The 19,537-nt window shown below is 68.8% G+C and carries 20 protein-coding genes; 14 read left to right on the top strand and 6 right to left on the bottom strand.

Features of this window, described 5'->3' with window-relative positions:
* Positions 1-493: 493 nt before the first annotated feature.
* Complete coding sequence (locus QHF83_RS41165; RefSeq protein WP_282423572.1) at positions 494-1,531, bottom strand: ATP-grasp domain-containing protein; 1,038 nt, start codon at positions 1,529-1,531, stop codon at positions 494-496.
* 565 nt (positions 1,532-2,096) lie between these two features.
* Between QHF83_RS41165 and QHF83_RS41170 the strand changes: the two genes are divergently transcribed.
* From QHF83_RS41170 to QHF83_RS41185, 4 genes are all read left to right on the top strand, one after another.
* Positions 2,097-4,112, top strand: a complete 2,016-nt coding sequence (locus tag QHF83_RS41170; protein ID WP_282423573.1) for an FG-GAP-like repeat-containing protein — start codon at positions 2,097-2,099, stop codon at positions 4,110-4,112.
* Between the two features lie 4 nt (positions 4,113-4,116).
* Positions 4,117-5,154, top strand: a complete 1,038-nt coding sequence (locus QHF83_RS41175) for a hypothetical protein (protein WP_282423574.1) — start codon at positions 4,117-4,119, stop codon at positions 5,152-5,154.
* Between the two features lie 200 nt (positions 5,155-5,354).
* Positions 5,355-5,663: a hypothetical protein gene (locus tag QHF83_RS41180; protein ID WP_282423575.1), complete on the top strand. Its 309-nt coding sequence runs from the start codon at positions 5,355-5,357 to the stop codon at positions 5,661-5,663.
* Between the two features lie 13 nt (positions 5,664-5,676).
* Positions 5,677-6,375, top strand: coding sequence for a hypothetical protein (locus tag QHF83_RS41185; RefSeq protein ID WP_282423576.1), 699 nt, complete (start codon positions 5,677-5,679; stop codon positions 6,373-6,375).
* On the opposite strand, the gene QHF83_RS41190 is transcribed toward QHF83_RS41185, so the two are convergent.
* A complete protein-coding gene (locus QHF83_RS41190; RefSeq protein ID WP_282423577.1) occupies positions 6,372-6,938 on the bottom strand; it encodes a phage holin family protein in 567 nt (188 codons plus the stop codon). The genes QHF83_RS41185 and QHF83_RS41190 overlap by 4 nt on opposite strands.
* 12 nt (positions 6,939-6,950) lie before the next feature.
* Entirely contained in the window at positions 6,951-7,223 is a 273-nt protein-coding gene (locus tag QHF83_RS41195; protein ID WP_282423578.1) for a hypothetical protein, read from the bottom strand.
* Between the two features lie 134 nt (positions 7,224-7,357).
* Here QHF83_RS41195 and QHF83_RS41200 point away from each other — a divergent pair, with 134 nt between their 5' ends.
* Genes QHF83_RS41200 through QHF83_RS41210 form a run of 3 tightly spaced genes read left to right on the top strand, consistent with a single transcriptional unit; the run spans position 7,358 to position 10,322 of the window.
* Complete coding sequence (locus QHF83_RS41200; protein ID WP_282423579.1) at positions 7,358-8,758, top strand: phosphomannomutase/phosphoglucomutase; 1,401 nt, start codon at positions 7,358-7,360, stop codon at positions 8,756-8,758.
* Positions 8,755-9,651 carry a peptide chain release factor N(5)-glutamine methyltransferase gene (gene prmC, locus QHF83_RS41205; protein WP_282423580.1) on the top strand — a complete coding sequence of 299 codons (897 nt, stop codon included), beginning with the start codon at positions 8,755-8,757 and terminating at the stop codon, positions 9,649-9,651. The genes QHF83_RS41200 and prmC overlap by 4 nt, the downstream gene beginning before the upstream one ends.
* Entirely contained in the window at positions 9,648-10,322 is a 675-nt protein-coding gene (locus QHF83_RS41210; protein ID WP_282423581.1) for a DUF4272 domain-containing protein, read from the top strand. The genes prmC and QHF83_RS41210 overlap by 4 nt, the downstream gene beginning before the upstream one ends.
* A gap of 15 nt (positions 10,323-10,337) precedes the next feature.
* Here the strand turns inward: QHF83_RS41210 and QHF83_RS41215 are convergent, their stop codons facing one another.
* Positions 10,338-11,108, bottom strand: coding sequence for a hypothetical protein (locus QHF83_RS41215; protein ID WP_282423582.1), 771 nt, complete (start codon positions 11,106-11,108; stop codon positions 10,338-10,340).
* Positions 11,109-11,138: 30 nt separating this feature from the next.
* Between QHF83_RS41215 and QHF83_RS41220 the strand changes: the two genes are divergently transcribed.
* Positions 11,139-13,493 carry a radical SAM protein gene (locus QHF83_RS41220; protein ID WP_282423583.1) on the top strand — a complete coding sequence of 785 codons (2,355 nt, stop codon included), beginning with the start codon at positions 11,139-11,141 and terminating at the stop codon, positions 13,491-13,493.
* Here the strand turns inward: QHF83_RS41220 and QHF83_RS41225 are convergent.
* Positions 13,426-14,295, bottom strand: coding sequence for a hypothetical protein (locus QHF83_RS41225; RefSeq protein ID WP_282423584.1), 870 nt, complete (start codon positions 14,293-14,295; stop codon positions 13,426-13,428). The two genes, QHF83_RS41220 and QHF83_RS41225, sit on opposite strands and share 68 nt — an antisense overlap.
* Before the next feature lie 128 nt (positions 14,296-14,423).
* Between QHF83_RS41225 and QHF83_RS41230 the strand changes: the two genes are divergently transcribed.
* The 6 genes from QHF83_RS41230 (at position 14,424) to QHF83_RS41255 (ending at position 17,512) form a co-directional block, all read left to right on the top strand.
* Complete coding sequence (locus tag QHF83_RS41230) at positions 14,424-14,774, top strand: hypothetical protein (RefSeq protein ID WP_282423585.1); 351 nt, start codon at positions 14,424-14,426, stop codon at positions 14,772-14,774.
* A gap of 11 nt (positions 14,775-14,785) precedes the next feature.
* Positions 14,786-15,133, top strand: a complete 348-nt coding sequence (locus QHF83_RS41235; RefSeq protein WP_282423586.1) for a hypothetical protein — start codon at positions 14,786-14,788, stop codon at positions 15,131-15,133.
* A gap of 77 nt (positions 15,134-15,210) precedes the next feature.
* Positions 15,211-15,615, top strand: a complete 405-nt coding sequence (locus QHF83_RS41240; protein WP_282423587.1) for an encapsulin-associated ferritin-like protein — start codon at positions 15,211-15,213, stop codon at positions 15,613-15,615.
* A 3-nt stretch (positions 15,616-15,618) separates the two neighbouring features.
* Positions 15,619-16,428 (top strand): family 1 encapsulin nanocompartment shell protein, encoded by an 810-nt coding sequence (locus QHF83_RS41245; RefSeq protein ID WP_282423588.1) that lies wholly within the window; start codon positions 15,619-15,621, stop codon positions 16,426-16,428.
* 77 nt (positions 16,429-16,505) lie between these two features.
* Positions 16,506-16,835, top strand: a complete 330-nt coding sequence (locus QHF83_RS41250; protein WP_282423589.1) for a hypothetical protein — start codon at positions 16,506-16,508, stop codon at positions 16,833-16,835.
* A gap of 20 nt (positions 16,836-16,855) precedes the next feature.
* The gene (locus QHF83_RS41255; protein ID WP_282423590.1) at positions 16,856-17,512 is read left to right on the top strand and encodes a hypothetical protein; all 657 of its coding nucleotides are present in this window, start codon (positions 16,856-16,858) and stop codon (positions 17,510-17,512) included.
* 54 nt (positions 17,513-17,566) lie between these two features.
* Here the strand turns inward: QHF83_RS41255 and ggt are convergent, their stop codons facing one another.
* The gene (gene ggt, locus QHF83_RS41260; protein WP_282423591.1) at positions 17,567-19,477 is read right to left on the bottom strand and encodes a gamma-glutamyltransferase; all 1,911 of its coding nucleotides are present in this window, start codon (positions 19,475-19,477) and stop codon (positions 17,567-17,569) included.
* Positions 19,478-19,537 lie beyond the last annotated feature (60 nt).

The following is a 19,537-nucleotide window of genomic DNA, read 5'->3' on the forward strand; positions in this document are numbered from 1 at the left end:
TCGAAGGTAACCTCGGAGGTCGGTTCGGAGCTCGGCGCGGAGCTCGAAGGTAACCTCGGAGGTCGGTTCGGAGCTCGGCGCGGAGCTCGAAGGTAACCTCGGAGGTCGGTTCGGAGCTCGGCGCGGACCTCGAAGGTAACCTCCCCTGACCCGGCGTAACCCGCGCGAACCGCGCACGAAGCGGTAGGGAAGCTCCTCCGCGCCACAGCAGCTTTGCCGGCGCCTCGTCGCCGGCCGGGTCGACCGCGCAAGGCCCGTGCCACCGGCGGCCAGTCTGCCATGCCATGGCGGTCCCGGCCGCATGCGAGAACCCGTGCCGGCGGCTGGCACTGCGTGGCGGCCCGCTGACCGCCGCGCCATCTCGGGATCGGGCTCTCCACCCAGGTCTACGGCGAGCTGCCGGTACCCATTGAAGAGCAGCGCGACGGCTTCTCACGTGGCCGGCGGGAGGTCGGTTCGGACCTTCACGTGCTGGCGTGCCGGGAACAGCGCATCACACGCCCTGCTGCCGTCTCCCCACCTTGTGCGGTAAGAACCAATCCGACCGATACCGCTCCATCGCCGTCCGCACGAGCCGCTCCAAAAGCCCCTCGAACGTCATCCCCGCGGCGTACGCCGATTTCGTGAAGCACGAAATGTAATCGAGCTCCGGGTAGATCCCCGGCAGCGGGTTGACCTCCAGCACGTACGGTTTTCCCGCGCCGTCGAGGCGCAGATCCACCCGCGCCCAATCGCGGATCCCGAGCACCTCGCACGTGCGGATCGCCAGGGACGCGAGGTCACGCTCGAGCCCGCTGTCGACCTGCGCCGGACAGAGCATGTGCTTCGTGCTGTGCCACGTGAACTTGGCCTCGTAGCCATACACGCGCCGCGGGCTCCGGGGAATCGCCGTGAAATCGATCTCCACGAGCGGCAGCACCTCGAACGAGCCTCTATTGCCGATCACCGCCGCCGTGAACTCGCGGCCCGGCAAGAACTCCTCGACGAGCAGCGGCTGGCGATATCGATCGAGGTATGCGCGCACGATGTCCGCGAGCGCCGCGTCGTCGTCGACCACGTTCGCATCGTAAATCCCTTTGCCTGCCCCTTCCGCCACGGGCTTCGCGATCACCGGAAACGCGAGCCCGAGCGCGCGGCGCAGCGGGTGATGCACCACCTCGGCGCGGGGCGTGGGAATGCCTGCGCGATCGAGAATGCATTTCGTGTACCATTTGTCGTGCGTGATCCCCAGCGTCACCGGATCGCTGCCCACGTACGGCCATTGCAGCCATTCGAAGAGGGCGGGGGCCTGGGCTTCGCGGCCGGTGCCATACATGCCCTCGGCCAGGTTGAAGATCAGGTCGGGGCGGCGCTGCGCGGCGATCTCCTGGGGCGAAAGGGTCGTCGTATCCCACACGCGCACGGTGCCGAGGCGTTCGAGTGCCCGGACGACTGCGGCCTCGAGCTCCGGGCTGTCGAGCTCGGCGAGGTCTTCGTCTCCGAGGTGCGAGGTGTCTTTCGGGGTGAGCGAGATGCAGAGGGCGAGGTCCATGAAGTCCGATCCGGGGCGCGAAGGTACGCGTCGAGTCGGTGGATGTCTTTGCTTCTCTGGCCTGAACGTGACGTGGACCTCCGATGCTCATCCTCCTCCTTGCTCTCCTTGCCATCGACCTCGAAGTCGGTTCGCAGGTCGGCACGAAGCTCGAAGATGACCTCGGTGGTCGGTTCCATCCCCCGCACGGCGTAACCCGCTCGATCCGCCTCCGCTCCCGCTCCCACTACGGGTTGAGACGAACCTGACCGTGCGGTGGTACGCCGCCTGCTTGACCTCCGCGCCGGGCAAGGGGTGCCTGCTCGAGCGTCCGTCTGGAGCTCTCGAGCCGCCAGGCGAGCTTCTTCGCGCCGAGGTCTGCCGAGGGCACGGGGGAATCATGAAGCAGCAAAGGAACGAGGGAGGATGGTTGGTGTGGGGTTCGGTGGGGCGCACTGCGCTTGGCGGGGCACTCTGTGCCGCTGTGTTCGGCTGCGGGGAGCATCCGGATGCGGACGGGGGGGCGAGCAGCGGGGCAGAAGGGGCGCTCCGCGCGGCGGACGGAGCGAGCCTTCCCTATTCCCGGATGCCCGTCCTGGCTTCTCGCGACCCGCTGGCGCATTCGCTGGGCGCGGCGCTCGCGGACATCAATGGGGATGGTTTTTCGGATCTGATCGTGGCGAACGGGAACGACCTGGAGAAGCGCGCGGTGACCGTTTCCTACAATGATGGGCGGGGGCATTTCCCGCTCGATCCGAGCTGGTCTTCCGCAGATCTCGATTACCATACGGGGATCGCGGTGGGGGATATCAATGGAGACGGATGGATCGACGTGGTGGCCACCGTCGGTCCCAAGGTCGAGAACCCGGAGGAGGAGGGGAGCATCAAGGTCTATTTCAACCGCAATGGAACCCTCGAGTTCCTGCCGAGTTACCGCAATAACATGTATTTTGAGTCAATCTTCGGAAGCGCGCTCGGGGATTACGACGGCGATGGTGACCTGGATCTGGCTGTCCCTGTGGCAGTCGATCGCTCCATGGTTGACGTCGAGGGAGGGGGCATCTCGCCGAGCTCCTTGGGCATATTCGACAACGACGCCGGCGTGCTCTCGTCGTTTGCTTCGTGGTACTCCGAAGACTACCTGCACGCCACCGGAGCGAAGTTCGCCGACGTCGACAGGGACGGTCTTCTGGACCTCGTCGTGGCGGCGAGGTCATTGCCCATCTATCGCGGCCGCCTCGACGCGTGTGGGGCCGTCCGGTTCCCGAGAAGGCCATGGTGGACGGCACGCGCGGAGTTCGGCTTTCCTTACTTCATCGACGTGGGCCAGATCGGGGCATCCACCACGGTGATCGCTTCGTACAACGATTACATCGACGTGCCCCGTGACCACCTGGACCACGACCTACCACCACGGACGCTCGACTACGCCCATCACGCTTACGCGAGCTATCCCGTCGAGCCCCCGCCGCCCGGGAGCTGCGCGAGGGGCGTGAGTGGCGCGTCCCCCATCATGGCGTTTGCGCCTCTCGCGGGGAGGGACCCCGTCTGGATCTCCGACACCGTCGGCTGGGGCTCCGGTGTGCGGCTGGCCGATGTGAGTGGTGACGGCGCGCTGGATCTGCTCGCGACCCGCTGGGGCCCGGCGTACCATGGCATGGGCGCGCCCCTCGAAATGTATCTGGGCGCCGGGCGGGGGTTCCAGACGAACCCCGCGTGGACATCCGACACCTGCACCATCGGCGAGACGATCCTGGTCGCCGACCTGGATCGCAGCCACTGGAGGGAGGCCCGGGAGATGTTCCTGATCCAGCGCCCCCGCGCCGTGGTCACCCTCTCGCGTCAGACCACCGAGGCGATCCTGGAGGTGGAGCGCAACGGGCGCACGCTCGGTCCCCGCGAATGGATCTCCGTGCCCGGTGGCAACTGGATATCGTTTGCGGAGCGGCTCCAGCCAGGAGATGTCGTGCGTGTCAGGTACGCCCATTCGAGCCAGCCCGACATCATCGTCACGAATACCTACGCGCCGAACCACGTCTTTTACCGGAACCCGGCTGCGACGGACCTCGGAACGGCGAAAGCGTTGAACGAGGATGGCCTGCGCGAGCTCGTCCGCCGCCTGGAGGACGATCCGGATCTGCGGCGGCAATTCCTGGAGGATCCGGAGACCGTGGCGTCTCCCCTGGCGCTCTCCAGCGAGGCGAATTCCAACGGCTTTTTCTTCGATGATGAGGAATGGCTCCAGACATGCACCGGGGAGCCGAGGACGGGGCTCATGATTCAGCCCACGCCATGGATCCCCCCCGAAACGCGGACCACCGCGCCGAGAATCGCGGAAGGGCGCAGAGGAAATGCCGTCACCGTGACCTTCTACGGCGCCTTCTTCCCGGAAGCATTCCGCGCCTGGGAGCTCCAGTCGGGGAATACGAAGATCCCCGGGAAAACCTCGGTCGTGAAGAACCCCAAGGCCCTGCAATCGAGCGTCGACGTGACGTTTCACCTGGGCAGGGACATCCCCACGGGGCGGTACCGCGTTCACGTGCTCGACCAACAGGGAAAACCCTTCGAGGTGCGAGACATCGAATTCCTCGTGAAGAGGTGAACCCATGATCCTCGCCATCGACGACACCCTGAAGCTGGCTGCGTCGCTCTTTCCCCCGGCGCTCGTCCCGCCCGACACGCAGCGCGCGCTCGTGCGCTTGACGGGCGCGCTGCCGCCCGTGGCCTCGGGCGGCGCCGTCGAGTGCCGCCTCGGCAAAGACCCGCGCGTGGACCTCCTGATGTACCTGCTCGCCAAGGAGGGCGGTCCTCGGGCCATGCTGCGCCGGCCGGCCGGGGAGAACGATCCAGCCTGGCAAGCCGTACGGAGCTTCTGCGAAGCCTGGAGCTGCGAGGGCTCCTCCCTGCAAACCTGGGTGCCGGTGCTCTGGCTCGAATTCGACGTCGAGGGGGAAGACGCCCTGCCCTCGCCATTGCCCTTTCCCTGCGTCGATCGGCACCTGCTCGACGCGCTGCCCCCGGGGCCGCAGGACAGCGCCACGCGGGCCGTCTGCCTGCAGGTGATCCGCGAGGCCGCCACGCTCCTGCTCGGGCGTCCGCTCTCCGCGGTGACGGAGCGCGAGATGACCCGCTGCATCGAGCGTTTGCCTTCAGAGGGGCGCGCGCTGCATGTCGCGCCGCTCGCGACGCGCGGACTCGACGCCGTCCGCGTCGTCTCGACCCTGCCCGTGGACGCGCTGCCGGGTTACCTCGACGCCATTGCCTGGCCCGGCGCGAGGCCGCGCCTCGAAGACCTGCTCGCGTCCCTCTTCCCGCGCACAGGCCACGTCTCCTGCCACCTCGACGTGACGGCCCGCGTGGAGCCCGTCCTCGGCCTGGAGATCTACCACGCGCCCGGGGATTCGCGATGGGAGCCAGTGCTCGGCGAGCTCTGCACGCAGGGCGCCTGTTTACCTGAAAAAGCCGAGGCCCTCCTGCGCTGGCCTGCCGAAGCGGTCGTCGCCCTGCCGCATCACCGCTGGCCGAGTCGAATCCTGGGTACCGTGGGCATCAAGCTCGTCTTGCGGCCCGACGAGCCGCTCCTGGCCAAGGCTTACCTCGGGTTCACCGAGCGCCTCTGTATGCCCCGCCGGGGCTCCTCGTAAGGCCGGTACGATTTCGAGCTCTGCACGCGTCGAGCGAGCCGTTGGTGCCACTGTCGCGCTCTCGCCGTGGCCATGGCTCGTATGCTGTGGGGGGAGAGGCGAGGACGTTCGTCGTTACCGCCACCCTCCACGTACCCGTCCGTGCTCACGCGCCTGCCACCGGCTCGCTTCCTCTCCGCGTCCTGCGCTATCGTCGCGCCGTGACCCGGAAGGCCTTCGAGACCCACCCACGCCTCGTCCTCCTCGCGCTCCCGCTCGTCCTCTCGCTCCTCGCCGGCTGCAAGCGCGGCGTCGAGTGCACGACCGAGATCACCGCCGGCGCGGGGACGTTCAAGGGCACGGCCCGCGGCGAGGGCGAGAAGGGGCCGGTCATGAAGGCCGCGCTCCGCGACGCCTGCCAGAAGATGTGCGTCGACACGAAGTCCCCCATGATCGACGCGTGCATCACGCGCTGCACCGTCGACGTCGGCGCGACGAAGATCGGCGCGCGCAGCTCGTGCAACGACTGAAGCAGAGGCTCCCATGATGCTTGCCTGGTCCTTCTCCGCGCGCACGCTCGAAGAGATCGAGCGCCTCCTCCGCGCCCTCGGCAAACACCGCTACGTCCGCGAGGTCGATCATCGCATCCACTGGACCGTCGATCGCGCCCTCGCCGATCTCCCCGCCTTCGCCCCGCACGCCCAGGCCTTCGCCGCGCGCCGGAGCCGCGAGAAGGGGCTCGAGATCGCATCGCGTGATCCCTCCCTCTGGCGCTCGGCCACCGCGGACGAGATCTGCGCCGTCTTCCGCGCCTTCTGGACGCCGGGCGAGACCGCCGAGCGCTACAAACAAGCCCTGCGCGCAGCGCTCGCCGAGACGGGCCTGCCCCCCGCGACGCACGAGCCCTTCGACGCCTCCGCGGATGAACCCCCGCACCCCGAGCTCATCCTGCTCGACTGGGAGCTCTTCCCCGTCGACGAGCTCGACGCCGATCGGCATCGCGGCGCGCTCGAGGCGATGGAAGAAGCGGGCGAGGAGGTCGACGCCTCCGCGCCCGTCTTCCAGGAAGGCCCGATCCTCGCCGCGCCGGAGCTCCTCGACGGCGCCCCGGGCGGCGAGCTTCGAGAGGATTTTTTCGTTTGGTCGGACGGGCCCTACAGCTACTCGGATTACGTGTTTCGTGGAGCCGCGAAGGTCGCGAAACTCGCCGAGCCGCCCGTCGGGTACAACGACATCGACTAGCCCCCTTGCGGTCCCACCATCGGCCTTGATCGGGCCGGCACGCCCGGGAGCGTCACGCCTGGCAGCTCCGCCTTGTGGACGCCCTCCTCGACCGGCGACTCCGTCGCGTTGATCGGCACGGCCACGCTCGCCCGCCCCGAGCGCATCGCGCGCACCGCGCCGAAGAAGGCGACCACGAACAGCACACCCGCGAGGATCGCGAGCCTTCCCGCCACCGAGGGGATGATCGCCCCGAGCCCGATCATCACCGCGACGATCGCCACCACGGCCGCCGCGGCCCCGCACACGAAGGCCACGAGGCCCCACACCACGCGCGGCACGGCCTCGCTCACGGCGCGCTGCGCTTCGAGCTTCCCGAGCGCGATGCCGTCCCGCACGAGCTCCGTCGCCACGTCGATCGTGTCGCGCGCGACGGCGGCGATCGCCTCTCCGGTCGACATCCCCACGCCGGCCGGCGGCCGCGCGATCGGCGGCAGCTCACGCTCCATGATGCCGGGCGGCATCCTCGAAGGGCCGCGCACGAGCGCGTGCCCGTTCCCGTTCGATGGTCGATCCTGCTTCATCGCTCGCTCCCTTCACAGCGAGCGCCACGCGAGGCGCCGACGCCGACGCACCACGGCCGTCACGATCCCGAGGAGCAAGAGCCCTCCGATCGTGACGGCGGCGCGCACGATGTTCTTGCGCATCGAGCCGGCGCTCGATTTCAGCATCGACGAGACACGACTGAGATCCGCGACGAGGCGTTCCTTCGCCAGCTCCAGCCTATGCTCGAGCGCTCGCCGCTGTTGATCCACGGGCACCATCGTCGTGCCCGACGCCCTCAGATCCTGGTCGCTGAGACGGTTCACGCCCGGCGAACGTGCAAGCCGCGTTCCCCACACGTGCGGCACCTGTGCGCAGCGAGCGGCCCCGACCACAGGCGAACTTTGGGGTTTCGTTCCCTCGCCCGACGTGCCAAATCGGCCGGCGAGTAGGCATCCTCATGAAGATCCCGCGCCATATCTTCCGCGAGTACGACATCCGCGGCGTCGCCGAGCGCGACATCGAAGACGACCTCGCCCGCGAGCTCGGCCGCGCCTACGCGCTCGTACTTCGCCAGGACGTGGAGACGCCGCGCGTCGCCGTCGCGCGTGACGGCCGCCTGTCGAGCGATCGCCTCTTCGCGGCGCTCACCGAGGGCCTACTCGCGGGCGGCGCGGACGTGATCTACGTCGGCGTGGGACCGACGCCGATGCTCTACTTCGCCGCGCATCACCTCGAGACGCACGGCGCGGTGATGATCACCGCGAGCCACAACCCCGCGCCCGACAACGGCTTCAAGATGATGCGCGGCAAGGGCTCGTTCTACGGCAAGGACATCCAGGCCCTCGCCGACCTCATCGAGCAAGAGGCCGCGCTCGCCGCTCCGCCCGCCGCGCGCGGCAAGCTCACGGAGACCAGCGTCCAGGATGCGTACATCGCGTCCGTCCGCCGATCGAGCCGCCTCGCCCGCACCGACGTTCGTTTCGTCGTCGACGCTGGCAACGGCGCGGCCGGGCCGCTCGGCGTCGCGACCCTCTCCGCCCTCGGGCTCTCGCCGGAGGCGCTCTATTGCGACATCGACGGGCGCTTCCCGAACCATCACCCCGACCCCACGGTCCCTGCGAACCTCGCCGCGCTGCGCGAGCGCGTGCTCGCCACGGGCGCCACGTTCGGCGTCGCGTGGGACGGCGACGGCGATCGCATCGGCGCGATCGACGAGACGGGCGAGGTCGTCTGGGGGGACAAACTGCTCCTGCTCTACGCCCGCGCCCTGCTCCGTGAACATCCCGGCGCCACCATCCTCGGCGAGGTGAAGTGCTCCGAGACGCTCTACGCCGACATCGCCAAGCACGGCGGGCGGCCGATCGTGTGGAAGACGGGGCATTCGCTGATCAAGACGAAGATGAAGGAAGAACACGCGCTCCTCGCGGGCGAGATGAGCGGCCACATGTTCTTCGCGGACCGCTGGCCGGGCTTCGACGACGCGATCTACGCGACAGAGCGCCTCGTGGAGATCGTCGCGTCCGAGGGCAAGACGCTGCGCGAGCTGCTCGAAGGCGTCCCGCCGACGTTCGCCACGCCGGAGATCCGCGTCGATTGCCCCGACGCGCTCAAGTTCGACGTCGTCGCCGCCGTCGTCGCGCACTACCGCGGCAAGCGGCCCGTGCTCGACATCGACGGCGGGCGCTTCGATTTCGGCGAGGGCGGATGGGGCCTCTGCCGCGCGTCGAACACGCAGCCCGTGCTCGTGCTGCGCTTCGAGGCGGCCACGCCCGAGCGGCGCGACGAGATCCGGGCGGAGGTCGAGGGCGTGGTCGCAGACGCGATCCGCCGCGCGACCGAGGCAGGCGGCCGCCCGTGACGACGACGCGCGCCGAGGCGCCGGGCGAGACGTGGACGATCCGTCGCGTGCTCGCGTGGGCGGTGGACGACCTCAAGAAGCGAGGTTTCTCCTCGGCGCGCCTCGATGCCGAGCTCTTGCTCTGTCACGTCCTCCGCATCGACCGCATCAAGCTCATCGTCGACGCCGAGCGCCCCCTCGACAAGGCCGAGCTCGGCAGGTACCGCGAGCTCTACCAGCGCCGCCGCGCCGGCGAGCCGATCGCGTACCTGCTCGGCGTGCGCGAGTTCTACGGCAGGCCTTTCCGCGTCGATCGGCGTGTCCTCATCCCGCGCCCCGACACCGAGACGCTCGTCGAGGTCGCGCTCGCGCGCACGAAGCACCTCGACCTCGCGGCGCGCGTCCTCGACCTCTGCACGGGCTCCGGCTGCGTCGCGATCTCGCTCGCGCGCGAGCGCCCGACCACGTGCGTCGTCGGCCTCGACCTCTCGCCGGACGCGGCTACCGTCGCGCGGGAGAACGTCGTGCGCCTCGGCGCCACGAACTGCGCGATCGGCGTCTCGGACCTCTTCTCCGCGCTCGAAGGCCGCGGCGTCGTGTTCGACCTCATCACGGCGAACCCGCCGTACATCCCGGAGGCCGAGATCGACACGCTCGCGGTGGACATCCGCGCCTTCGAGCCGCACCTCGCGCTCTCGGGCGGGGCGGACGGGCTCGTGCTCTTCCGGCGCATCGCCGCGGAGGCGCCGCGTTACCTCGCCCCGGGCGGCGTGATCGCGGTCGAGGTGATGTCCGGCCAGGCGCATGACGTGGGCGAGCTTTTCGCCGCGCAGGGTTTTACCGATATCGAAACGCAAAAAGACCTCGGCGGGCACGATCGGATCGTTTCCGGGGTCTGGAGAGAAAGACCATGAGAGCGCCTGGGGGACGCGCGCCGGGGGATTCGCCCGTGGATGGCGAGGCGCTGCGTATGATCCGCCAGCGCTCGCTCTTCATGGCGCGGCGGCTCGGCTACCCGGTCGACGTGAGCTTGCCGCTGATCACGGACCGCGGGGGTTTACGGGACAAGGACGAGGTCGTCGATCGCATGCTCGCGCTCGACGCGGTGATCGCCTGCGCCTCCGGCATGCCGCCAGAGACCGCCTTGGATTGGGTCTCCGAGATCGGCGTCACGGGCGCGCTTTCGCCCTCGGAGGCGCGCGTGCTCGAAGGTCGCGCCGAGGACGTGCCCGCGGGCCTGCTCGACCGCATGGAGGCGCTCTGGGCGCTCGGCTGGGCGGCCTCGCTCTTCCGGGCCCTCGATTATTCGCGCATCTGCGGCCCCGAGCTCGCGATGATCTTCGGCGAGCTCGACGACGCCCGCGACGTGCGCGCCTTGCGCAAGCGCAGCCGATTGCGCCGCCACGAGGAAATCCTCGCCGCTTGCGACCTCGCCCGCTGCTTGCACCGCGGCCTCGAGATCGCCGCGCGCAAACGAATGAGCTTGCCGGGCAAGGTCCAGCCGAACGTCATTCTGGAGCGCCGCAAGGCACTCGAATGGCTGCTCGGCGAGGAGGAGTGGGACGAGGTGTTCGTCGGGGTTTGAATCTGCCGGCGCGCCTCACTTGTGCCGCGGATAAAGCGCCGTCCGCCACCCGAGCACGAAGGCCCCGCCGCGGATCGAATTGCCGTACATGTAATCGTACGAGAGATACGGCCCCATCCCGACCTTCGACCCGAGCCGGATCCCCTCGAAAAACACCCCGGCCCCGAGCGCCGAGGTCAAACCTCCGTCGACGAGCAGCGTGTCCTGATCGTCGGCCGGCGTCACGATCGCCGTCCCCACGCCCGTCTCCACCATCAGCCCGAGATCGCGCATCGCCCCGCCGAGCGAGTAGAGCGGAAAGATCTCCGTGTGAAACCCGACCATCCCGCTGAACATCACCGTCTCGCCCGCGTCGATCCCGAGCGACCCGAACGTCAGGCCAAACGTCAAGAAGTCCCTGAGCGCCACGCCCGCCCACGCGCGCGCGCCGAAGCCCGCGCCGATCCCCGTGTCCGTGTAGTACCGGAGCAGGCCGATCTTCGTCGGATCGTTCGGGAACCCCGCCGCGCTGCCGAGCGACGCGCCGATCGCGAGACCAAACGTAAAGCTGCTCCGCCGCTCCGCCGTCACCACGCGTAGGGTCGGGTCGTTCGGATCTTCGAGGCCGCTCGTTCCGAGCGTCCGCACGCCGGCCTCTTCCTTCTTCGCCTCGGCCGCCGCGTCCGTCGTGCTCCGGCCGCCGCGTGGGCCTTGCTGCGCGCTCGAAGGCGAGGTCCACGACGTGATCGCCGCGGTGAGGGCGATGGACAGAGCGGCCACTTTTTTCGGGGAAACAACCTTCGCCATGCGGAGCCCTTCCCTTATACGATACGGCCGATGTCCCGCATCGCGATCGTCTTCGCCCCGATCCGCGTCTCGCGCGACTTCATCGACTACCCGTACTTCGCCGACCTCGGCGCCCTCCAGGCTGCCGCTGTCTTGCGCGCGTCGGGCTTCGAGGTCGACCTCGTCGACGCGCTCGCGATGGAGGGCGCGACGCTCGCGAGCCACGACGACGACCCGGGCTACGTGCGGCTCGGCGCGCCGCTCGACAGGGTCCTCGCGCGTGTCTCTGACGAGAGCGACGCCGTCCTCGTCGCGTACACGCCGTTTCACAGGCCGCCCTCGCGCGACGATCTGCTTGGGAAGCTCCTCGCTGGTCTCGCCGCGCATCGTCCGGATCGTCCCCTTGTCTTGGCAGACCTCTATCAGAGCGGCCAGCACGTCGTCGACGTCCCGTCGAGCGAGATCCTCGCCGCCTATCCCGAGGTCTCCGCCCTGATCCGGTACGAGGCCGAAGGCGTGCTCGCACGGGTATTTTCCGATCTCGTACGACGAGGCCGACCCGAAGAGCCGTTCGCCCTGGTCCCCGAGGACCCGCCGCGCCTCGACGACCTGCCCTTGCCCGCGTGGGACCTCGTCGATCTGCCCGCCTACTTCGCCTTCCACGAGGCCACGATCCGCGGCCTCGGCCGGCCCCACTGGGCCTTCCCGATCGACGAGAGGAGCGCGCCGATCCTCACGAGCCGCGGCTGCCCCTACCGCTGCGTGCACTGCTCCTCGAACCCCACGGCCCGCAAGGACGGCGAGCTCGTCGCGCCGAAGACCCAGCGCCGGTACGGCCCCGCCTACCTCGATCGCCTCCTCGGGGACCTCGCCGCGCGCGGGGTGCGTCGCGTCCACCTGCTCGACGAGCTCGTGAACGTGAACGAGCGGCACTTCGACGCCGTGCTCGACCTCCTCGAGAAGCACGATCTGCGCTTCGAGATCCCGAACGGCGTGCGCGCCGACTACGTCCTTTCGCGCCACGTCGAGGCCATGAAGGGCCGGATGACCACGCTCAGCGTGAGCGCCGAGAGCGGCGTGCAGCGCGTCGTCGACGAGGTCGTGGACAAGCAGCTCGACCTCGACGCCATCAAGGAAGCGGCGAAGCTCGCGCACGAGGCCTCGCTCCCGATGCTCGTGCACTTCATGATCGGTTTGCCCGGGGAGACGAAGCGCGACATCAACGGCACGCTCGCCTTCGCGCTCGACCTCTTCGAGGAGACGGGCGCGTTCCCGAGCGTCCAGTTCGCCACGCCCCTGCCCGGCACGCGCCTCGGCGCCGAGGCCCGGAAGAAGGGCCGCGCGTTGCCCGTCGTGAACGACTGGGGACCGCGCTTCCAGCAAGCGCCGACGATCGAGACCGACGCCTTCACCGCGGAGGACCTCCGCCGCTTCAAGTGGACGTTCGATCAGCGCATCGGCGCCTCGCAGGGGCCGAAGAAGGTGATCATGAACGTCACCTACAAGTGCAATAACCGCTGCACCTTCTGCGCGACCGGCACGCGCACGCAGTTCGACGGCGACCTCGATCGGCAACGCGAGCTGCTCGTGAAATACAGGAAGCTCGGCGTCACGCTGCTCGACTTCGACGGCGGCGAGCCCACGCTGAACCCGAACCTCGTCCGCCTCGTCGGGTTCGCCCGCCGCATCGGCTACGAGCGCGTCAACGTCACCACGAACGCGCGCATGTCGAGCTACGAGGAGTTCGCGAAGAAGCTCGTCCACTCCGGCGTCACCTCGATCCTGACGAGCATCCACGGCCCCGACGCGCAGACACACGCGCAGAACGTGGGCGTCGCCGAGGCCTTCGATCAGACCATCCTCGGCGTGAAAAACTTCGTCCGCCTCGCGCCGCCCGGCGTCGAGCTCGGCGCGAACATCACGCTCACGAAGTCGAACCACAAGAAGCTCCACGACGTCGCCGCGCTCGTCTTCGATCTCGGCCTGCGCTGGTTCAACATCCAGTTCCTCACGCCCTTCGGCCGCGCCACGAGCTCGGTCTGTCCGGACACGAGCATCGCGGCGAAGGAGACGATGCGCGTCATCGACGACTTCCGCGACCGCATGAAGATCCAGGTCATCAACCTGCCCTTCTGCTTCATGCCCGGCTACGAGGAGTTCCTCCTCGGCGACATGCTCAAGCTCGAGCGGCACATGCTCTTCGTGAACAACGAGGAGGTGAACCTCTTCGAGTACCTGCGCGAGCGGCGCGTGAAAAAGCCCGTCTGCGCGACGTGCCCGCACGAGGTCTTTTGCGGCGGCTTCTACGAGCTCGAGGACGTCCCCGAGCCGACGTGGCTCATCCAGCCCGAGGATCTCGTCCGTCCGATCGCAGCGGATGTTCCGCGACCGTTCGCGCGCCACTGAAGAGCCCCTTCGCGACCACGGCCGCGACGAGCACCACGACGCCGAGGACCCGGAGCGGCCAGTCGAGGTAGAGCACCCAGCCGTCGTGCTCCAGGCTGAGGAGCGCGAGCGAGAGCCCCACGAGCCCCGCCACGACCTCCGTCACCCGGCTCCGCGTGGTCTCCTCGCCCGTCTTCTTCGGCGTGTGCGAGAGCGCGTGCAGGAGCAGCCCCGCCACCGCGGCGACGAGCCAAGGCCGGATCGAGGTGATCCGCGCCTCGCCCACGAGGTCGAGCGAGAGCGCGCCGCCCACGGTCGCGAGCGCGCAGCCGGCGAGCGAGAGCGCCGCGATGACCTTGCTCCTCGGCCCCGTCACGTGGTCGAGCGCCTGGATCGCCACCACCATCGCGAGCGGCACCGTGTGCCCCGCGATCGCGAGCACGATCGTCGGGTGGAGCTCCGCCGCGCGCGCGAGCGACGCGACGGCCGTCCCCTCGCCGGCCTGGTGCAGGAGCACCGCGACGTACCCCATCACGAGCGTGGGACCGTCCGCGTGCGCGTGCGCGTGCGCGTTCCGTTGCGGCGTGAGCCGTTCGATCAGGAACGGCACGAGGAAGCCGGCCGCCGCCGCGCCCAGGGCCAGCCAGCCGACCTCGGCGATGGCCTCGGGCAGGAGGTGCAGGAGCGCGATCGCGGCCGAGCCGACCATCGCGAACGTCCCGAGCCCGGGCATGACGCGCTGCCCGTGGTCGCGCCAGATCGCGGCGATGCCGCCGAGCAGGACGGCGAGCGCGAGGACGACGAGCCCGGCGGGGAGGGACACGGCGCGCGTCGTAGCATGAATTCGGGCCGGTCCGGTCGAGAGCCTTCTTCCCTCGCGGTGTGTCCCGGACAAGTGTACTGTCGGGCCCGTTCGTCGAAGGAGCGCCACACGGCGTGAGGGAGGATGGGATGGACCCGGCAGAACGCGGTCTTTTGACAATGATCGGGGGCCTCGCCACGGGGGTGCATGTCCTCGTGGCCATCGCGGTGCTCGTGCTGGGGCTCGTCCTCGTGCGTCCCGTGAACCAGAACGCGGGGCTCGTCTTCGCGGGCGCCGGGGGCGTGCGGCTCTTTGGCCTCGTGCTCGACTTCATCCTCGACGCGATGACGGTGAAGGCCGATTCGATCATGACCTTGCACGTCATCGGCACCGTGATCTGGCTCGGCACGGGCACGGTCTTCTTCGGCGGGATCGCGTTCGGGTCGTACAAGCTCGCGGAAACGCGGCAGCAGAAGGGCGGCGGGGCATGGGCGGGATGAGCGGACTCGGGATGAGCCTGCTCAGCCTCGCGAGCGCGGGCGTGCTCACGCTGCTCGGGGTCGCCCTCGTCGCCGTGGGGCTCGGCACCGTGAAGAAGGTGCATGACCTCGCGGGGTTCTGCCTCGCGGGCGCGGGGGGGCTCATGACGGTCGCCTCGATCTTGCGGCAGCTCTTGAGCTTCGCGTTGAGCTTCGCCGGCATGAGGGTCGGGACGATGTTCACGCTCACGCAGGTCCTCACGACGGGGATGCAAGTCCTCGCGGCGGTGCTCCTGCCGGTCTCGATCTTCCTGCTCGCGAACGCGGTGAAGCAGGGGGCCGGGCAGATCCAGGCACAGGGGCCGCGCATTCACTACTGATCTCCGGCCGCGCCTGCCTGCGTGGCCTTCACCCCCGACGCTCCGCAACTCGCGCCCGGCTCCGGCATCCGAAGGGCATGGGCAGCGAGACCTACCACGAGCCATACGACGTCCTGTCGCCTGCGGCTCGCGACATGCACCGAGCGATCTGGTCCCTCATCGAGGAACTCGAGGCCATCGATTGGTACGCGCAACGCGCCGAGGTCACGAACGACGCGGAGCTTCGGGCCGTCCTTTTGCACAACCGTGCCGAGGAGATCGAGCACGCGATGATGAACCTCGAATGGATCCGCCGGCAGGATTCGTTATTTGACAAGAATATCCGCACCTATTTGTTGAAGGACGTGCCGATCACCGAGATCGAGGCGCGCGAGGAAGAAAAAGAAGGGGGCGGAGGCGAAAGCGAGGGTGCGGGTTCGTCGCCGCCCGAGCGAGGTGGCTCGGGTCGTGGGCTCGGCATTGGCAGCTTGAGGGGGAGGTGAATCGTGGCCTTGGATCTGCTCCGTCGTGACCTCGCTCCGATCCTGCCCGAGGCGTTCGCGCTCATCGACGCCGAGGCGCGGCGCGTGCTCCAGTTGAGCCTCGCGGCGCGCAAGCTCGTCGATTTCCGCGGGCCGTTCGGCTGGGGGTATGCCTCGGTCAATTCGGGCCGGCTCCGCCCGCTCGGCGAGGGCCCCGTGTCCGGCGTGTCCATCGGACAGCGCCTGTCACAGCCGCTCCTCGAGGCGCGCACGCCCATCGTGTTCGACCTCGCGGACCTCGACGCCGCGTCGCGCGGCGCGGTCGACCTCGACATGTCTCCGGTCGTGGAGGCGGCCGAGCGGATCGCGCGCGTCGAGGACGGCGCCATTTTTCATGGTTATGCCGAGGGCGACATCCACGGCATCGTGCAGAAGAGCCCGTACCCGCCCGTGCGTATTCCGACGGTCACGGCGTTCCCGGCCGCGGTCGTGCAGGCGCAGGAGGTCCTCCGATCGGCCGGCGTCACGGGTCCGTACGTGCTCGTGGCGGGCTCGCGTGAATACGACGAGCTCGCGGCGGGCTCGGACGACGGGTATCCGATCTTGAAGCGCATCGAGCGGCAGATCATCGACCACGCCGTCGTGTGGGCGCCTGCGCTCTCCGGCGCGGTGCTGCTCTCCGTGCGCGGCGGCGATTTCGAGCTCACGGTCGGGCAGGACCTCTCGATCGGATACACGTACCACGATAAACAGAAGGTCGAGCTCTTCCTGACCGAGTCGTTCACGTTCCGCGTGCTCGAACCGCAGGCGGCCGTGGTCCTCCGCCGCGGCTAGATCCCGCCGGCCCTTCCGTTTGCCCTCGCCCTCGTGTACGGTGCGCTGCCGCTCGAACGGCAGGACCACCGGCCCTCATGAAAAACCCCTCCTTGCGCGTCCTCGCCGCGCTCGTCTTCGCCTTGCCCATGCTCGCCCTCGGGTGCTCGAAGGAAGCGAAGGCCAAGGGGACGCTCGAAAAGTACGAGGCGGTGTTCCGGCTATGCAAGGAAGAGACGGAGAAGGCGAAGCTCTCGCCCGGGGAGCATCGTTGCTCGCTCGTGGCGAGCATCGCCGTCGATCTCGGCCTCGAAGAGTCGGAGCTCGAAGAGCCGAAGCGGCGCGAGCTGCTCGCGGCCTGGCTCGAAAAAAAGGGATTCGGGGCCCATTACCTGCCGCCGGAAAAGCGGCCCAAGGAAGAGCGCTGAAGGCGCGAGAAAGGTTTGTCATGTCCGAGGAAGGGATCGACGATCCGCGGAGCGTCCTGTCGCTCGCCGCGAACGAGCTCGGCGCGGGGCAATTCGAGGAGGCTCTCTCGCGCGTGAAGGCGCTCCAGCCGTCGCTTTCGGCCATACCCGACCTGCTCGCGCCCGCGCGCGCGCTCGAAGCGCGGGCCCTCGCGAGCCTCGGGCGCGGGGAGGAGGCGCTCGCGGTGCTGGATCAGGCGCAGAAGGACGCCGAGGCGGCGAACCTGCCCGCGCACGTCGATGGCCTCGGGCGGCTGCGGGCCGGGCTCGCGCAGGCGTTCGAGATGGAGCAGCTCGCGGCGATGTCGGCCGACGATCTGGACCGACAAACCGAGGATCCGGCCCAGCGCGCCGTGCTTTATTCGAACAAGATCGTCGCGGCGCTCGCCGTGGGCGACGTCGAAGGCGCGCGCGAACTCCTGCCGCGCGCCCGCTTGGCCGCCGAGCAGGCCGAGGATCCGGCCGCGCTCCTGCCCGTCCTGCTCGCGACGACGCAGCTCTGCGTGGCGACGGACGACGTGAAGACGGCGAAACGCGCGCTCGAAGCGGCCCGCAAGGTCGCCGAGTCGCACGAGCCGGACGCGATCCCGCTGATCGACGAAATGGCGGGGTATCTCTTGCGGGATCCCGAAGCCTGATTCCCATACCCCTCTCCCGCAGGACGGGAGAGGGGCAGGGATGAGCGGTTTTTCCTATTTCGCCTCCACCACCATCGCGCTCCCGCCATTGCGGCGCGCCGGCTCCGCCACGGCGGTCATCGTGCCATCGTCGTTCGAACGAATGGCCGTCGCCGCGCCGATGAGGCCCGCATCCGAAAACGCGTGCCCCTTGGCCTCTAGCGCCGTCGCCTCGGGCGAGCTCATGAACAGCGGCTCGGCGTTGCTCGTGGCGTTCGGCGCGTTTCGTTGCGACACGCGCGGCGCGGCCAGCGCCTCGTCGATCGGCATCTTGAAATCGAGGTGATTCACGAGGATCTGCATCACCGTCGTGATGATCGTCGCGCCGCCGGGCGAGCCGAGCGCGAGCACGGGCGCGCCGTTCGAGAGCACGATCATCGGGCTCATGCTGCTGCGCGGCCGCTTGCCCGGCTCGAGCACGTTCGGGTGCGGCGTGTCCGGCGTGGCCGGGATGTTGAAATCGGTGAGCTCGTTGTTCAGCAGGAACCCGCGCCCCGGCACGACCATGCCATTGCCACCCTCGTATTCGATCGTGCAGGTGTACGAAACCCAGTTCCCGAACGAATCCGCCACCGTGATGTGCGTCGTCTCCGGATCGAGATCGGCGGGTGATTCCCCGGCGTGAACCCAGGCCGGCGGCTTCGCCTTCGCGCCGCTCGGATCCGCCTGGTGCGCGAACGGATTGCCCGCGGGCTTGGCGTCGATGGAGGCCGTCGTCGCGTCGATGAGCGCCCGCCGCTCGGCCGTGTACGCCGCCGACAGCATCCCTTCCACGGGCACGTTCACGTACTCGGGATCGCCCATGAAGGCATTTCGATCCGCATACGTGAGGCGGGAAGCTTCGAGCCACAGATGCAAAAAGTCCGCTTTGCTCATCGAGGCCGGATCGAATCCCTCGAGCAGGTTCAGCGTCATGCCCGTGGTGAGCCCGCCGCTCGAAGGCAATCCGACCCCGAGGATCGTGAGCCCGCGATAGGTCGTTTGCACCGCGGGGCGCACGCGCGCCTCGTACGCCGAGAGATCCGACAGGGCCATGAAGCCCGGGCGAGAGACGATCGTCGCGTCGCCCGTGAACGGCGGGTTCGTCACGGTCGTGACGATGTCCTTGCCGATGTCGCCGTCGTAAAACACCGCCGGACCACTCTTCGCGATGAGCTCGTACGTCGCGGCGAGGTCCGGGTTCGTGAAGATCGCTCCGACGGGGAAGGGATCACCGGCCGCGTTCAAGAAGAGCGCGCGCGTGCTCTGGATCTGCCGGAACCGGTCGATGTTGCGCGTCGTCTGATCGAAGAACGTCGCGTCGACGTCGAAACCCTTCTTGGCCACGAAAATGGCGAGCTCGAGCGCGTCGGCGAGCGGGCGTTTTCCATATCGACGCAGCGCCTCGTCCCAGCCGCGCAGCGTCCCCGGCACGCCGACCGAGAGGCCACTCGTGAGCAGGTCGTTGAATGCAATCGGCGCGCCGTTCTCGTAATACGCCGTGTGCTTCATTCCTTGCGGCGTCGTCTCGCGGTGGTCGATCACCACGGCCTGCTTCTTGTCGGCCAGCCACACGAGCATGAACCCGCCGCCGCCGATGCCGCACGAGAATGGATCGGTCACGCCGAGCATCGCGGCCGCGGCGACCGCCGCGTCGACCGCATTGCCGCCGGCTTTCAGCGCCTCGAGCGCGGCCCACGTCCCGCGATGGTCCACCGTCGCCGCGGCGCCGCCCTTTCCGACGGCGGTCGGCGCGAACATCGTGGGCGGCACCGGATCGGGCGGAGGCTCCGCGTCGGGCCCCGCGTCCATCGGCTCGGGCCCGGCGTCGTTTCCGCCGCCGCCGCCGCCCGCGTCCGGATTCGTGGTGGGAGGGGTCGGCTGCGAATCGAGCGAGCAGCCGAGGAGCGTGGCCGCAAGGAGAAGAGCGAGATTCGTGTGACGCATGGCGTCGAGGAGAACACGGCCGCGACGACGAATCCATCGGGAAATGACGAATTGGCGCGC

This window comes from Polyangium sp. 15x6 (genome assembly GCF_029960785.1).
GTDB lineage: Bacteria > Myxococcota_A > Polyangia > Polyangiales > Polyangiaceae > Polyangium.

Excerpts from the sequence above, each read along its gene's own strand:
- QHF83_RS41210 (WP_282423581.1), top strand. The coding sequence starts at position 9,648 with ATGAGAGCGCCTGGGGGACGCGCGCCGGGGGATTCGCCCGTGGATGGC.
- QHF83_RS41250 (WP_282423589.1), top strand. The coding sequence starts at position 16,506 with ATGAAAAACCCCTCCTTGCGCGTCCTCGCCGCGCTCGTCTTCGCCTTG.
- QHF83_RS41165 (WP_282423572.1), bottom strand. The coding sequence starts at position 1,531 with ATGGACCTCGCCCTCTGCATCTCGCTCACCCCGAAAGACACCTCGCAC.
- QHF83_RS41220 (WP_282423583.1), top strand. The coding sequence starts at position 11,139 with ATGTCCCGCATCGCGATCGTCTTCGCCCCGATCCGCGTCTCGCGCGAC.
- QHF83_RS41230 (WP_282423585.1), top strand. The coding sequence starts at position 14,424 with ATGGACCCGGCAGAACGCGGTCTTTTGACAATGATCGGGGGCCTCGCC.
- QHF83_RS41170 (WP_282423573.1), top strand. The coding sequence starts at position 2,097 with ATGCCCGTCCTGGCTTCTCGCGACCCGCTGGCGCATTCGCTGGGCGCG.
- QHF83_RS41240 (WP_282423587.1), top strand. The coding sequence starts at position 15,211 with ATGGGCAGCGAGACCTACCACGAGCCATACGACGTCCTGTCGCCTGCG.
- QHF83_RS41215 (WP_282423582.1), bottom strand. The coding sequence starts at position 11,108 with ATGGCGAAGGTTGTTTCCCCGAAAAAAGTGGCCGCTCTGTCCATCGCC.
- QHF83_RS41185 (WP_282423576.1), top strand. The coding sequence starts at position 5,677 with ATGATGCTTGCCTGGTCCTTCTCCGCGCGCACGCTCGAAGAGATCGAG.
- ggt (WP_282423591.1), bottom strand. The coding sequence starts at position 19,477 with ATGCGTCACACGAATCTCGCTCTTCTCCTTGCGGCCACGCTCCTCGGC.
- QHF83_RS41190 (WP_282423577.1), bottom strand. The coding sequence starts at position 6,938 with ATGAAGCAGGATCGACCATCGAACGGGAACGGGCACGCGCTCGTGCGC.
- QHF83_RS41235 (WP_282423586.1), top strand. The coding sequence starts at position 14,786 with ATGAGCCTGCTCAGCCTCGCGAGCGCGGGCGTGCTCACGCTGCTCGGG.
- QHF83_RS41175 (WP_282423574.1), top strand. The coding sequence starts at position 4,117 with ATGATCCTCGCCATCGACGACACCCTGAAGCTGGCTGCGTCGCTCTTT.
- QHF83_RS41200 (WP_282423579.1), top strand. The coding sequence starts at position 7,358 with ATGAAGATCCCGCGCCATATCTTCCGCGAGTACGACATCCGCGGCGTC.
- QHF83_RS41255 (WP_282423590.1), top strand. The coding sequence starts at position 16,856 with ATGTCCGAGGAAGGGATCGACGATCCGCGGAGCGTCCTGTCGCTCGCC.